General features: G+C 54.7%; 11 protein-coding genes and 7 tRNA genes. 7 read left to right on the forward strand and 11 right to left on the reverse strand.

Features of this window, described 5'->3' with window-relative positions; all coding sequences use genetic code 11:
- Nucleotides 1-130 precede the first annotated feature (130 nt).
- The 11 genes from CDUR_RS07255 to CDUR_RS07305 all read right to left on the reverse strand — a co-directional run bounded on the left by CDUR_RS07255 (nt 131) and on the right by CDUR_RS07305 (nt 10,553).
- Nucleotides 131-1,531 carry a hypothetical protein gene (locus tag CDUR_RS07255; RefSeq protein ID WP_179417692.1) on the reverse strand — a complete coding sequence of 467 codons (1,401 nt, stop codon included), beginning with the start codon at nt 1,529-1,531 and terminating at the stop codon, nt 131-133.
- A gap of 235 nt (nt 1,532-1,766) precedes the next feature.
- The gene (locus tag CDUR_RS07260; protein WP_179417693.1) at nt 1,767-2,243 is read right to left on the reverse strand and encodes a hypothetical protein; all 477 of its coding nucleotides are present in this window, start codon (nt 2,241-2,243) and stop codon (nt 1,767-1,769) included.
- On the reverse strand, nt 2,240-3,337 hold the full coding sequence (locus tag CDUR_RS07265) for a glycosyltransferase family 4 protein (protein WP_179417694.1): 1,098 nt from the start codon (nt 3,335-3,337) through the stop codon (nt 2,240-2,242). The genes CDUR_RS07260 and CDUR_RS07265 overlap by 4 nt, the downstream gene beginning before the upstream one ends.
- On the reverse strand, nt 3,334-4,209 hold the full coding sequence (locus tag CDUR_RS07270) for a phosphatidylinositol mannoside acyltransferase (RefSeq protein ID WP_179417695.1): 876 nt from the start codon (nt 4,207-4,209) through the stop codon (nt 3,334-3,336). Before CDUR_RS07270 ends, CDUR_RS07265 begins: the two co-directional genes overlap by 4 nt.
- Nucleotides 4,210-4,875, reverse strand: a complete 666-nt coding sequence (pgsA, locus tag CDUR_RS07275) for a phosphatidylinositol phosphate synthase (protein WP_179417696.1) — start codon at nt 4,873-4,875, stop codon at nt 4,210-4,212.
- A complete protein-coding gene (locus tag CDUR_RS07280) occupies nt 4,868-5,500 on the reverse strand; it encodes an ATP adenylyltransferase (RefSeq protein ID WP_006063546.1) in 633 nt (210 codons plus the stop codon). The genes pgsA and CDUR_RS07280 overlap by 8 nt, the downstream gene beginning before the upstream one ends.
- On the reverse strand, nt 5,460-7,445 hold the full coding sequence (thrS, locus tag CDUR_RS07285; protein ID WP_233453025.1) for a threonine--tRNA ligase: 1,986 nt from the start codon (nt 7,443-7,445) through the stop codon (nt 5,460-5,462). Before thrS ends, CDUR_RS07280 begins: the two co-directional genes overlap by 41 nt.
- Nucleotides 7,446-7,700: 255 nt before the next feature.
- Nucleotides 7,701-8,963 carry a Dyp-type peroxidase gene (locus CDUR_RS07290; RefSeq protein ID WP_179417698.1) on the reverse strand — a complete coding sequence of 421 codons (1,263 nt, stop codon included), beginning with the start codon at nt 8,961-8,963 and terminating at the stop codon, nt 7,701-7,703.
- A 58-nt stretch (nt 8,964-9,021) separates the two neighbouring features.
- Nucleotides 9,022-9,660, reverse strand: a complete 639-nt coding sequence (locus tag CDUR_RS07295) for a copper chaperone PCu(A)C (protein WP_006063549.1) — start codon at nt 9,658-9,660, stop codon at nt 9,022-9,024.
- A gap of 34 nt (nt 9,661-9,694) precedes the next feature.
- On the reverse strand, nt 9,695-10,192 hold the full coding sequence (locus CDUR_RS07300) for a copper resistance CopC family protein (protein ID WP_273112720.1): 498 nt from the start codon (nt 10,190-10,192) through the stop codon (nt 9,695-9,697).
- A 289-nt stretch (nt 10,193-10,481) separates the two neighbouring features.
- A tRNA-Val gene (locus tag CDUR_RS07305) sits at nt 10,482-10,553 on the reverse strand.
- Nucleotides 10,554-10,787: 234 nt separating this feature from the next.
- Here CDUR_RS07305 and CDUR_RS07310 point away from each other — a divergent pair.
- From CDUR_RS07310 to CDUR_RS07340, 7 genes are all read left to right on the forward strand, one after another.
- Nucleotides 10,788-10,860 (forward strand) — tRNA-Gly (locus tag CDUR_RS07310).
- Nucleotides 10,861-10,885: 25 nt separating this feature from the next.
- Nucleotides 10,886-10,960, forward strand: a tRNA-Val gene (locus CDUR_RS07315).
- A 33-nt stretch (nt 10,961-10,993) separates the two neighbouring features.
- Nucleotides 10,994-11,066 (forward strand) — tRNA-Gly (locus tag CDUR_RS07320).
- 37 nt (nt 11,067-11,103) lie between these two features.
- Nucleotides 11,104-11,174, forward strand: a tRNA-Cys gene (locus CDUR_RS07325).
- A gap of 9 nt (nt 11,175-11,183) precedes the next feature.
- Nucleotides 11,184-11,258: transfer RNA gene (locus tag CDUR_RS07330), tRNA-Val, on the forward strand.
- A 33-nt stretch (nt 11,259-11,291) separates the two neighbouring features.
- Nucleotides 11,292-11,364: transfer RNA gene (locus tag CDUR_RS07335), tRNA-Gly, on the forward strand.
- A gap of 357 nt (nt 11,365-11,721) precedes the next feature.
- The gene (locus CDUR_RS07340) at nt 11,722-12,795 is read left to right on the forward strand and encodes a glycosyltransferase family 87 protein (RefSeq protein WP_290207035.1); all 1,074 of its coding nucleotides are present in this window, start codon (nt 11,722-11,724) and stop codon (nt 12,793-12,795) included.
- Nucleotides 12,796-12,797 lie beyond the last annotated feature (2 nt).

Below are 12,797 nucleotides of genomic sequence, written 5' to 3' on the forward strand. Positions count from 1 at the left end.
CATACCTAGAACATAAAAATATATAAAGCGGGGTCTGCGCCGCAGTCACGCAAGGGCGCAGACCCCAATCACCCCCGCGGTAGCACGACCGGCCGCGTATTGAGGTCGCATCTACCGCAGGCCTTTCTAACTATTGCGCATAAGACGCATAGTAAACTCTCTTTACCCCAACAGGTGTGGGGGATGTTGTTGGCGTGTCATTAGTACCCATATCTCCAATTTGAGCAAACCAGACATCACCACGGACATCTATCCCATTGTCAAATGGTTCTGCCTGCGAAGCAATCACAAACATGGATCCAGCACCAGTCGCTGTCCCATTGTCACACCGATAGGTAGCCACCGGTCCATCTGGGCTGTTCCCACGCGCGCCGCCGCTGATGGCTACGCAGCTCTTACCGTCTTCCAAATCGATTCTCCACGGGCGCGTCGGCTCTTGTGCAAATTGCCGAAATTCACCTGTATAAGGCAACACGATCATGGTGGTATCCTTTGGGTCGCGTGAGCAGTACACAGAAGGCGTTTCTTGTGTAGCTGGCCCTTGGTAACACACAGGGAAATTATCGGCGTTGCTCCCACACTGCATAATGCCCTCTTTGTCAGAGTATGGGGAATCAACGCAGGAATTGGCGTTTATGGCGCCGCCTCCTGTTGAATTGGTATGTGTTCCAGCGAAGCCGGGCTTCATCTGACCATTGTAGTCAATAGGACGGAAGTACTCGAACTCAGTCACGGTAACTGTGCTCTGCTTCTGCGGTTTCTGCACCTCAGAGGGGGCATCAGAGCGCTTTTCAGAGGGCACTGCACCGGGCGTGGGTGATGCCGACTCAGAAGAACGTTGATCAGGCACAGTTGATGGTGTTGCAAGTTGGCTGGGTGCCGCGTTACTGGTTGGCGGAATAGCTGCCGTGTAGTTGGTTTCTTCCAGGGTATTGTCAGCGCTCACAGCAAAATCGCCAATGCCCTTGACTGAAATGTCATCGGCTTCCCAACTGCTGGTTATGGATTCCAATACCTGCGTTGGCGCCGTAACAAAATCTGACCATAGGGAAAGGTGATCCACTTCGGTGGTCAGTACGCGGCGGTCACTCGACAAGATGGAATTTACTGGTTTCCAGTGATGAGTTTTCTCATCGTAGTACACGAACGATGCGCTTGCCTCAGCCGGCAGTGGTTCTGGGTACGTGCGCGTCATTTTCACCTTGCCAGTAAGCGGTGACTGCGTAGATACCTCCATCGGCGTGGTGAATATCCCCTCGCCAAGGTACTCTTTTGCAGCATGTACGGCGGCGGGGTCAAGATCTTCCACCGACATAGAGACGGTGTTGTCTTGATCACCAACAAGTACAGCTGACCGATAACCCACGGAAATCCCTTGCGGTTTCTCAGCCTTTGAGGCCACAGGGTTGACGTAAAAATCGTCACCGCCGTCCCGCTGAGACACAAGCAGAAAACTACCCGCTCCCAGTATCACCACTGCGGCAACGACTGACACCACCCGGAAAGGAGACTTAGAACGCGATATTGCCATTCCGCTCTCCTTAATCCGTTGTCGTATCCGTACCATTCAACATGCTGATATATCCACAAAAGGTGCAGGTTCCCAGCCGGAACTATTTTATCCATAAATCGAACATTTAGAAGTCTTTGTTACAGCTGTGGCTGTTGTGACTTTTAATATGCTTATTCCCTGCTTAAATGATCCTCGCATCACCACCCGTTTTCTACCCCCGGCCCTGCTTTTCGACGCCCGTCCAAACCACCGCTCAGACATCCCCGGCGCTGTCGGCAAGCTCAAAATAGTTCGGTAGCTGCGCCGTTCCCCCCAAACGGAGGATCCGCACTAGTGGACGTGTTCGAAGTGCGCGAGTATCACTCACGGCGTCGTTATAAAAACGTCGAGCAAGCTGGACCCTGGTTGTCGAATCTGATAATAACGCCGCCGCCTGGGACGACAACTGCGATTCCAACGCACTAATGCGCTCGGTAAGGGATCGCTCCACCGAGGCTCGTGCGCGAAATGACGTACTGGTTAACGGGACACTTTCAGCGGCGCTTGCTAGCGCCGCTGCCTCGGGAAGGATCGCTGTCACCACTGCGGCTCGCCTATCCAACGCAGCTTGCAGGGATTGCAATGCAGAGTCGGTGCGAATGTGCAGGCGGTTAAGACGTTGTGCCGTGAAAAACGCCCACAGCATCAACGCCGTGAGCGACATAGTGAGCAAAATATAGACGATCATCATCGCATGTGCACTTTCGTTCCATCGGCCACCGTCTCATAGACGCGCATGACTTCCTCTGAAACTTTATCCCAGTCAAAAACCGCAGCCCGCTCTCGGCCACGTTGTTGAAGCACAGCGCGTTCAGCCGGGGCGTCGATAAGCTGTTGAAGTGAGCGCGCAAGATCAGCGCTATCACCATTGGCAAATAGTAATCCGGCGGGTTCGGCAGAATCGGCGTTGCACACCGTGCGGAACGCCTCAATGTCGCTTGCCACCACAGTGCAACCTGCGGCCATAGCCTCCACTAAGACGATGCCAAAGCTCTCGCCTCCTGTGTTGGGGGCGACATAGATGTCTGCTCGTCCCAAAATCTCTGCTTTCTCCTGGTCACTGACGCGACCAGCGTAGGTGACGTTGGGAACATGCCGGGGAGTGCCACCGCCAATCACTGTGCAATGAAAGGGGCGTTGCACTTGGGCCAGAGCTGCGAGCAAAATGTCTAGGCCTTTTCGCGGCTCATCAAGGCGTCCCAGAAAAACAATCTCTAGCGGGCGTTCATCATCCTCAGCACGAGGCGCCTGGGCCTTCCTAAACCGTGCTGTGTCCACACCGTTGGGAATCAGCACCGAGTCACCGCCCAGCTGTTCAACTTGCCAGCGCCTCGCCATTTCTGAGACTGCAATACCCCCGCGAATCTTCTCCAACAGGGGTCGGAGCGCAGGCAGAGCCGCCTTGAGCAGCAGCGAACCACTGCTTGAGGCATGGTACGTAGCCACGATGGGCCCTTCGACTAAACGCAACGTACGCATGGAATAGCTAGGCGAGTTGGGTTCATGGATATGCAACACGTCGAAATTGCCATTGGTGATAAAGCTGCGGATGTAGCGGTCCATATGTGGCCCCAACGCAAGTCGTGCCACGGAACCGTTGTAACGAATTGGTATGGAACGCCCGCCTTTCATGACGAAGGAGGGGACATCCGTGTTATCAGAACACGGCCCCAGCACCTCAACATGATGTCCCTGAGCTATAAAATGCTCAGCCAAGTCAAGGATATGTGCTTGAACTCCCCCTGGCTCGTCAAAAGAGTAAGGGCATACCATGCCAATTTTCATGTCAGATCCGCCAACCACTGGGGCTGAAGCATATGCCAATCAACGGGGTGCCGCGCAATATGCACTGCGAACTCATCGGCAATCCGCTGAACAGTTTCTTGCACCTCACCCACTGTAATTTCTTCGGAAATGCTAAAGCCCCACCCGTCACCATCAAAGAAACAATGTGCTACATGCAAGGCTGCTCCGGTTCGACGTGCCAGCTCTGCAGGGCCCGCTGGCATTTTTGTCAACTCGCCAAAAAACGACACGTCCACGCCACTGCGTTTGAGGTCACGCTCCCCCATCAAGCACACCACACCACCCTGATTCAACACCTCCATAAGACGCGAAAACGGTGGCTGTCCCCCAGTCAAGGCCAGAACCTCGAAACCCAAGGACTCACGATACTCCACAAACGCCTCGTACAGCACTTCTGGTTTCAAGCGTTCAGCTACAGTTGTGAACGTTCCGGCGTGGTGCACAAGCCACACGCCCGCCATATCCCAGTTTCCCGAGTGCGGAAGCGTCAGTATCACGCCCCTTCCCGATTCAATGGAACGATCCAGCCCACTAACTCCCTGCACACTACTATCAAGTTCCGCAAGCAGTGTCGTAGAAGAAGCCAATGATGGAAGCCGAAAAGCCTCCATCCAATAGCGCGCATAGGATCGCATGGCCGCCCGCACTAGGGAATCCGTCACGGTATCGACGCCCACAACTCGTCCCAAGTTCCTCCGCAACTGTTCCACCGACTGGCCACCACCCCGACCCCAGCAACATGCAAGGTCAGCCGCGACATTAAACACACAACGCGCCACAGGCTGTGGCAAAAACTTAACAATCCGCCACCCAGCAAGATACGCAGTGGCAGTAAGATCACGCGCCGCCACCTAGTTCATCTCCTCAACCGAGGTTGTTTCCGCCACTCCGGTCGGCGGCGCGCACAGATCATCAGAGCGCGGTGACTGTGCTGCCATGATGAGGCGCTGCCCAACCGTAAACACTGACCCTGCAGCCAGCAGCCATATAGCGACATCAATAGCGTACGGCACCCCCAGACCGGTCAAACCAATTCCCATTAACCCGACGATCAAGCGCTCTGGGCGTTCCACCAAGCCACCAACCATAGTGAACCCACTGGCTTCCCCACGTGCCTTCACATAGGAAATAACCTGCGAGGACACAAGCACCACAAACGACGCAACGATCAATGGCTGTCCAGCACCGTAGCCAAAAATCAACCACCAGGTGATGGCAGAAAACAGTGCACCATCCGTGATGCGATCACAACTCGCGTCCAACGTCGCGCCAAATTTTGTACCACCACCAGCGAGCCGCGCCATAGTGCCATCCAACATGTCAAATGCGGCAAACAAGCCAGACAACACAGCCGCCCACACCACATGCCCTGTTGGGATCAGGATCACCGCGATAGCGATGGTCACTACTGCCCCAGCAACAGTTACCACATTGGGACTCATGCCAAGCTTCAACAGGGCTTTCGCCACCGGTTCCATAACAACGGCGGCGGGCTTACGGCCATGGACACTAAGCATGGGCGGCCCCCGGGGCGTCGTCAAGCGCGATCCACCCTTCCGCCAACAGTCGGCGAGTTTCTCGCAGCACCTGCGGGAGTACTTTTGTGCCGTCAATGACCGTCATAAAGTTCGCGTCGCCCGACCAGCGCGGGACAATGTGCAAGTGCAGGTGATCCCCAACCGAACCGCCCGAGGCTCGCCCGAGGTTGCACCCCCAGTTAATGGCATCAGGATGAGATACCGTTTTCAGCACCCGAATGGCAGTCCGTGAGAATTCCATCAGCTCGCTTGATTCCACCAGTGTCAAATCCTCCAGATTTGCCACCTTGCGGTATGGAACAACCATCATATGCCCAGCATTATAGGGGTAAAGGTTCAGCACGCAGAAGACGTACTCGCCACGCGCAATGATCAGCCCGTCCTCGTCCGACATTTTCGGCACCTCGATAAAAGGATCACGCCCTACAGTGGCCGAGTGAGAGTCCTGCACACCCTTCGCGATGTAGCTCATGCGGTACGGTGCCCACAGACGCTGCAACCGGTCAGGCGTGCCGACGCCGTGGTCTACCACGGCATCATCCTGCGCGCCGTCAGCATCGTGATTATCGTCGGGAAGCAAAAGATTCCTCGCTTGGTTGATCATTGACACGCTCACGAACCCACGACTCAATGACATTCACCGCCTCGGCGATAGGCACACCATTAACCTGAGTGCCATCAAGGAAGCGGAAACTCACGGCATTGTTCTCTGCGTCACGAGCACCAGCAAGCAGCATAAACGGAACCTTGCCAGTCGTGTGGTTCCTGATCTTTTTCTGCATACGATCATCCGAGGTATCCACAGCTGCGCGAATACCCCGCTCGCGTAACTGCGCGCACACGTTTTCCAGATACGGCACGAACTCCTCTGCGACGGGGATGCCCACCACCTGATGTGGAGCAAGCCATGCCGGGAATGCGCCGGCATAGTGTTCTAACAGCACCCCAAAGAATCGCTCAATCGACCCAAACAGGGCGCGGTGGATCATGATTGGGCGCTTCTTCGAGCCGTCAGGGGCCGTATATTCCAGGTTGAACCGTTCTGGCAAGTTGAAGTCCAACTGCACCGTAGACATTTGCCAGGTGCGGCCAATCGCATCGCGCGCCTGCACTGAAATCTTCGGACCGTAGAATGCTGCCCCACCTGGGTCAGGAACCAAATCAAGTCCAGAATTATCGGCAACGCGTTGCAGAATCGCTGTCGATTTTTCCCAAATCTCGTCCAGACCAACAAACTTATTGGGATCTTTGGTGGACAGCTCCAGGTAAAAATCATCAAGGCCGTAATCCCGAAGTAGTGAAATGATGAACTCCAGAACTGTTGTCAGTTCTTCTTCCAGCTGGTCTTCGGTGCAGTAAATGTGCGCATCATCCTGGGTGAAGCCGCGAGCACGCGTCAATCCCTGGATCACACCCGACTTTTCGTAGCGGTATACCGTCCCGAACTCAAACAACCGCAACGGCAACTCGCGGTAAGAACGACCGCGTGAAGCAAAGATCAAATTGTGCATCGGGCAGTTCATCGGCTTGGCGTAGTAATCTTGCGCCTGCTTTGTCACATTGCCATCAGCGTCGGTTTCCCCATCCAGCTGCATGGGTGGAAACATGCCATCTGCATAAAAGTCCAGATGACCAGACTTTTCAAACAAGTCACCTTTGGTCAAGTGCGGAGTGTTGACAAAGGAGTATCCAGATGCGATATGCCGACGGCGGGAATGCTCCTCCATCTCCAACCGCACGATGCCACCGTTCGGATGGAACACGGGGAAACCAGATCCAATCTCATCGGGGAAGCTAAATAAATCCAGCTCTGCCCCCAACCTGCGGTGGTCGCGTTTTTCCGCTTCGGCGAGCATCGTCTGATACTCCTCAAGCGCTTCCTTGGATTCCCATGCCGTGCCGTAGATACGCTGCAATCCCGCATTAGATTGGTCGCCGCGCCAGTAAGCAGCAGAGGATCTGGTCAGCGCAAATGCGGGAATATATCGCGTCGTCGGCACGTGCGGTCCACGGCAGAGGTCGTACCACTCCACCTCACCTGTTCGGGGGTTGACGTTGTAGTAACCGGTCAGTTCACCAGCCCCCACTTCGGTGGCCTCGTCCGAGTCGGGATCCACATTGCCTTTATCTTCAATCAGCTCCAGCTTGTAGGGTTCGTTCTTCAGAGCCTCCCGCGCATCTTCCAGCGATTCATACACGCGGCGCTCAAACTTCTGGCCTGACTTGATGATTTTCTTCATGCGCTTTTCAATGCGCTTCAAATCCTCTGGGGTGAACGGCTCTTCCACGTCAAAGTCGTAATAGAAACCGTTATCAATAGCTGGACCAATACCCAGCTTCGTCCCTGGGAACTCTGCCTGCACGGCCTGTGCTAGCACATGCGTTGCCGAATGCCGAATCACTGCGCGCCCGTCGGGACTGTGCGCTGGGACCGGCGTGAACTCAGTAGTCTCCTCTGGAATAAAAGAAAGGTCTTTGAGGTTGCCGTTGTTATCGCGAACGCACACGATGGCGCTTTCACCTTTATTCGGCAACTCCAGATCCCTCATCGCAGCCCCCACTGCAGTACCGGCTGGGACAGAAAATGACGGGAAACTGCTGCTCTTTACAGACACATTATTCACGGAACTACCGTGCTCCTTCTTGTGCTCAGGCGAGTGCGGCATACCTGGCCGCCCCCGCAATGGATGCACAGTTGACCTACCTCAATCCAGAAATGCCAACTGCATGTGCACATCCTACCCCGAGGCCGAAGCCACACTCTAGTTGGCATCAACGAGCCGATATCTCGCCCCGGCTCATGTTTACGCCGCGTCGAACAGCCCAGCACCCCAATATTTGCCACGATCTCCCCCAGCCTCATCTACCCCAGGCGGGCAGAAAAACACAGCCGAACCGATATGCGTGGTCCATTGGTTGATCCGGTCGCCTTCATCCAACCGTTCCTGGATGGGAATGAACTGCTCTCGGGGATCCTTCTGGAAGCAAATAAATACCAACCCTGAATTCGAGCTTTGCTCGCTTCCTGGCTGGGGCGGAAGGTCATAGTTGTAGGCGCGTCGGGCGATCTTCTGCCCAGGCTTATCCACCGGGTTAGTGGAGCGCGCCATGTGGCTCATGCGATCAATGAGCGGAATACCGTAGTTATCCACTGCGGAATAGTCGGGGGTGTCAAACTCCCAGTCACCGGTCAATGGGGCACCGCTGTCAAGCTTCCGCCCGAAAGCAATCTCCCTGGATCCCCGGTCAAGGATCTCCCAGGTATCCATGTTCATGGAAATACGTCTGACAATCATGCAGGTACCTCCCTGCACCCAGCTGGGCCCCTGATCAATCCACACGATGTCATCAAAATCGGCATCAGACCTGGGGTTCACGGTTCCGTCTTTCAACCCGAATAGGTTTCGTGGTGTTTCACCAGCACTGTGCGCCCCATGGGCGGAAAGGAACCCTTGTTGCATCCACCGGGTCGCCACGTAATCCACGCCGGCCCGAATCATGTGTCGGGTGGCATGCGCAAGTGTTGTGGGATCATCCGCACACAGCTGCAACACGATGTCCGCTTCACCCCAGGCATCATCAAGTTTGTCCCTAGAAAACGCAGGTAAGGGTGCCAACCATTCAGGACGCAGGTCAGGGTTACCAATCAGATCAAAGAACTTACTACCAAAGCCACAGGTGATGGTCATGTTGGCTGGCACTGTAACCATTTCCGGTTCCAGATCCCCTAGTGGAGTGTGGCCTGCACATAGTCGCCGGGCATCATCGGTCCAGAGCTTCAGTAGTCGTCGAATCCCCTCCCGGTCAACGTCCGCGCGAACAGTAAACGCCACAAGGTTCAACAGCGCTTGCCCAGGCGTTGCGATCCCCGCCTGGTGCGGGCCATCAAACTCGACCACCGATGCCACGAGTTCCGGTTCAGCGGAAGCCATGGCATCGCTTATCGACGCCCCGCCTCCCTCCTGTCCCGCGCACGCCGACGCTGCAGACACCGCAGCCCCAGCAGAGGCGACGGTAAAACCCGTGAGAAAACTCCTCCGGTTGAGCTTCTTCGGCTGGTCGGACATGAGAACATACGTCCTTTACTGTTGTGGACTGTGCGGGAGGGCGGGCGTCGGCAAGTGACTAGTGGTTGTGATCGTGATCGTGATCATGCTCAGCATCGGGTGACGGTGCTTCCGACATGCCGTTGTTCCCTTCCACGCCGCCATCGGAGCCGTAGTTTTCTTCGCCCGATGCAATGGTACGGACAGGAATGTCTGGAACTTCAACAGTGGTGCCGTTGGAGAACATCAGTTTGACATCCACATCTTCACCAGCCTGAATAGGCTTGTCGTAGTTCATCACCATCAGGTGATCAGCACCGGGCTTAAGCTCATGAGACCCGCCTGCGGGAATCGTAATACCGCCCTCTTTCTTCTGCATCTTGCCAGCGACAACCTCGTGGATTTCAAATGAAGCACCATCAATATCAGCTTCAAAACCTGTGAGCGTAACCTCCTCTTTGGTTTCATTCTTGATGGTGCCGAAAATCCCGGTCATAGATTTGTCTGCAGGTTTAGCCTTCACGTATGCATCAGCAAACTGAAGCTCAGAACTCGTAGCAGCCGTGGACGAGCTTGTCTGAGTCGTGGAGCTGGACACCGCAGCAGAGGTTGCCGTGTCGGTACGACTATCGGAGTCACGCTGACCGTTCGAGCAACCGGCCAAGACCAAGCTTGCCGCTGCAACAGCCACCACAGAGTAACGAATACGATTGGACATGTGTTTTACTTCCTTGTCTTTTAGCTTGACCTGTTTATTTGGTTCGGTTCTTCAACAATGCTCCGACCACCGCTATTACCGCAAGAAGTCCGATGACCCCGATACCCCAAATAAACAGTGGCGTATGAGATGACTCCGAGGCAGCACCTGCGGACGGAGACGTGGTGGGGGCAGTAGATGTCGCCGGTGATGCAACGGATGTTGCGTCCCCCGCTACAGTAAATGTCGTTTTACCGCGGGTAGCATGACCGTCTGACGATGTGATCTGGAAACCGACCATGTAGTCGCCGGGACCAGGTTGAACATCTTCTGGAACAGTCACAGACACCACCGGACCGTTTGTCTCCGGCTGCGCTGTAAACAACACCGCGGATGTTGCAGAATCACTGACCGCCACAGTGTTAAACGATTTCTGCGGAACACCTGAAAACTCCAAGGAAATTTCACGCGGAAAAACATCCACCGTGGACCCGTCGGCTGGAGTGGATGCCAACACAACATCATGCGCCTGGGCAGGAGGAGTGGCACTCACCGCGCAAAAAGACAATGCCACACAGAGCCCACACACACGAGCAGCCCCGTGAAACATGGTTAGCGCGCCTTGCTTCACTGTTATACTCACACCCCTTCACATGACATCATCAGACATGTCGACACTCGCAGACGACACCAACTAGTCGTACCACATGCCATTTCAGTTCCAGAGACTAATCGCAGAACCATCTTTAGTACACCCTCATTAGGGTAGTCCATGCGTGGAAGATGTGTGCTGCAACATCACAAAACCCCCAACCGCGAGTGATGCGGTTGGGGGTATACAGTGGTCCTAGCTGGGATCGAACCAGCGACCTTTCCGGTGTGAACGGAACGCTCTTCCACTGAGCCATAGGACCGCAATCCATACAGGATTGGTTGCGGCTTACAAGGTAGCACGGGCTGTGCGAAGTATCCTAATCCGCAGGTCGTAGCACGCACGTAGTCATCAGCACCTCCCCGGACGTCCCTGCATATATGCAGTGTTTGTCTGAAGCCTGTCTACTGACCTGCTGATTTGTGTTGGCAGCCAGTTTCGGGCTAATGTTTGTTCTCGCACCACAGAATTATTGTTAATTAATGGTTTGGTGCATGCGGATGTAGCGCAGTTGGTAGCGCATCACCTTGCCAAGGTGAGGGTCGCGAGTTCGAGTCTCGTCATCCGCTCTCGTTTCTTTTTTGAGACGATTATGCGCGTTTAGCTCAGCGGGAGAGCGCTTCCCTGACACGGAAGAGGTCACTGGTTCAATCCCAGTATCGCGCACCAAGAGATACGCACATCTCTATAATCATAGTGCATGCGGATGTAGCGCAGTTGGTAGCGCATCACCTTGCCAAGGTGAGGGTCGCGAGTTCGAGTCTCGTCATCCGCTCTGGTAGCCTGAAGGGCACCTGAGGCGGCAACGCCACGGTGGAATGGCCGAGTGGTGAGGCAACGGTCTGCAAAACCGTGCACACGGGTTCGATTCCCGTTTCCACCTCGCTGTTATGCGCGTTTAGCTCAGCGGGAGAGCGCTTCCCTGACACGGAAGAGGTCACTGGTTCAATCCCAGTATCGCGCACCAAGAGATACGCACATCTCTATAATCATAGTGCATGCGGATGTAGCGCAGTTGGTAGCGCATCACCTTGCCAAGGTGAGGGTCGCGAGTTCGAGTCTCGTCATCCGCTCTGGTAGCTCTGCCATCGCCATCGCGCGTGGTGGAGCTTTTTGCATGTCCGCAGGCCTGATAGACACCACGATGATGCACTAGCAAAAAGCCCTGCGCGGCAATGATGGTAAAATATCCCCTGCCAATTCTGGGCATACTGCTTCAGATTTTATGCTCCTGTGATCCCTAGCATACGTAGATAGGTAATACGGTGAACTCTACCCTCAACACCCGATTGCGCACATTGTGGGTGAGCCCCGAACCTGCGGCTACCGAACCTTTTCCGTCTCGTGTACGAACTACTGCGTGGGATCACATTGGTAATTCAATTCTGTGGCCTTTAGCAATGATTCTGGTCGCACACAGACTAATCATTTTGTCCATTAACGGTGATGTCACTGACGATTTCTCTACCGTGTACTATGCGTTGCGCAGGTTCATTGAGGGTGTCCCTGTCTACAACGAAAATTATCACCACGTAGACCCGCACTACCTCTACTCCCCTGGTGCCACACTATTACTATCGCCTCTAGGGTTTTTAGGGCATTTTGGCCTGGCACGGCTGGGATTCATTGGCGTTAATGCACTCGCCATCATCCTCGCTGTTGGACTGCTGACGCGCATGTTTGGTTTTTCGCTGCGGTCGTTTGTCTGGCCGCTGTCGATTTCTCTCGCTTTTCTTACCGAGTCGGTACGCAGCACCCTGATTTTCTCCAACATCAACGGCATTCTGCTACTTGCATTATGCGGGTATTTTTTCCTGCTACTACGCGACAAGCAGTGGTGGGCTGGCGTGGTTATCGGCGTGGCTATTCTGATTAAGCCGCTCTTCCTCCCCTTGTTGTTCTTGCCTTTAGTGAAGCTACAGTGGCGGGCCATCGTGGTGGGCCTTGTTGTGCCTGTACTGTTTAATCTCGCAGCTCTGCCGCTGATTAAAGATGTCAACGACTATTCGGAGCGGCTTCTCCCCTACCTAAGCCAGACTCGTGACTACTTTAATAGTTCGCTTCCTGGCATCGCTTTGTACTACGGAATGCCTACCGCACTGAAGCTTATGCTTTTTGCCGTGTTCGCAACTGCGGTAGCCGTTGGCGTAATAATGCTGCTTCGGTGGCGCTATAGTGATCCGCTGTTCTGGATGACTACTACCTCAACATTGCTGCTTAGTGGCGTGTTTTTCCTGTCTTCCCTGGGACAGATGTACTACTCAATGATGTTTTTCCCCATGATGTTCACCGTTGTACTGCGCAAATCAGTGCTGCATTCCTGGGTGGCATGGGTGGCTGTGTATTGTTTCTTCTCCCCCGATTCGTGGGTGTCGCACCGCTGGTATGCGATCAGCCGATGGACAGCTTTTACGCTACCGACAGTCGGCTGGGGTTTGCTTATCCTGGTCATTGCCACGGCTGCGACGACCTGGTGGTGGAATGAACGCCGGAGCGAAGGATAAAC

Origin of the sequence: Corynebacterium durum (assembly GCF_030408675.1) — a bacterium.
GTDB classification, from domain to species: domain Bacteria; phylum Actinomycetota; class Actinomycetes; order Mycobacteriales; family Mycobacteriaceae; genus Corynebacterium; species Corynebacterium durum.

What these genes read in the sequence shown, in the direction of transcription:
- CDUR_RS07255 (WP_179417692.1), bottom strand. Translation starts at nt 1,531, where the DNA reads ATGGCAATATCGCGTTCTAAGTCTCCTTTCCGGGTGGTGTCAGTCGTT.
- CDUR_RS07260 (WP_179417693.1), bottom strand. Translation starts at nt 2,243, where the DNA reads ATGATGATCGTCTATATTTTGCTCACTATGTCGCTCACGGCGTTGATG.
- CDUR_RS07265 (WP_179417694.1), bottom strand. Translation starts at nt 3,337, where the DNA reads ATGAAAATTGGCATGGTATGCCCTTACTCTTTTGACGAGCCAGGGGGA.
- pgsA (WP_179417696.1), bottom strand. Translation starts at nt 4,875, where the DNA reads ATGCTTAGTGTCCATGGCCGTAAGCCCGCCGCCGTTGTTATGGAACCG.
- CDUR_RS07280 (WP_006063546.1), bottom strand. Translation starts at nt 5,500, where the DNA reads ATGATCAACCAAGCGAGGAATCTTTTGCTTCCCGACGATAATCACGAT.
- thrS (WP_233453025.1), bottom strand. Translation starts at nt 7,445, where the DNA reads ATGAGGGATCTGGAGTTGCCGAATAAAGGTGAAAGCGCCATCGTGTGC.
- CDUR_RS07290 (WP_179417698.1), bottom strand. Translation starts at nt 8,963, where the DNA reads ATGTCCGACCAGCCGAAGAAGCTCAACCGGAGGAGTTTTCTCACGGGT.
- CDUR_RS07295 (WP_006063549.1), bottom strand. Translation starts at nt 9,660, where the DNA reads ATGTCCAATCGTATTCGTTACTCTGTGGTGGCTGTTGCAGCGGCAAGC.